Raw genomic sequence first — 941 nt, 5'->3', positions numbered from 1 at the left:
TACGAGGCGCTGCGTGCCTGGACGGCACGGGAGTTGACGTTCCGGTTCGTGTCGAACGTGGACGGCGCCGACCTGCACGAGGCCACCCGGGACCTGGACCCGGCGGAGACGCTGTTCGTCGTCGCGTCGAAGACGTTCACCACCATCGAGACCATCAGCAATGCCACCTCGGCCCGGTCCTGGCTGCTCGCGGGGCTCGGCGGCGACGAGAAGGCGGTGGCCCGGCACTTCGTCGCGCTGTCGACGAACGCCGAGAAGGTCACCGGCTTCGGCATCGACCCGGACAACATGTTCGAGTTCTGGGACTGGGTCGGCGGCCGCTACTCCTACGACTCGGCGATCGGCCTGTCCCTGATGATCGCCGTCGGCCCGGACCGCTTCCGGGAGATGCTCGACGGCTTCCGCATCGTCGACGAGCACTTCCGCAACGCCGAACCGGCCGCCAACGCCCCGCTGATCATGGGCCTGCTGGGCGTCTGGTACGGCAACTTCCTGGGCGCCGAGTCGCACGCCGTGCTGCCCTACAGCCACTACCTGTCGAAGTTCACCGCCTACCTCCAGCAGCTGGACATGGAGTCCAACGGCAAGTCGGTGCAGCGCGACGGGGAGCCGGTGGACTGGCAGACCGGGCCGGTGGTGTGGGGCACGCCGGGCACCAACGGGCAGCACGCCTACTACCAGTTGATCCACCAGGGCACGAAGCTGGTCCCGGCCGACTTCATCGGCTTCGCCCGGCCGGTGGCCGAGCTCGGCGACGGGCTGAAGGCGCAGCACGACCTGCTGATGGCGAACTTCTTCGCGCAGACGCAGGCCCTCGCCTTCGGCAAGACGCCGGACGAGGTCCGCGCGGAGGGTGTTCCGGAGGAACTGGTCGCGCACAAGACGTTCCAGGGCAACCACCCGACCACCACGATCCTGGCGCGGGAGATCACCCCGTCCGT

1 pseudogene is annotated in these 941 nt (G+C 68.7%); it reads left to right on the top strand.

Annotated features, from left to right (window positions below):
* A pseudogene (locus VKA29_RS00550) lies at window positions 1–941 on the top strand (glucose-6-phosphate isomerase); the annotation flags it as partial.

It is taken from the genome of Streptomyces sp. H51 (assembly GCF_035656535.1).
Lineage (GTDB): Bacteria > Actinomycetota > Actinomycetes > Streptomycetales > Streptomycetaceae > Streptomyces.
The sequence above is the reverse complement of the archived record's forward strand: the minus strand, read 5'-3'. Positions and strand labels throughout refer to the sequence as shown.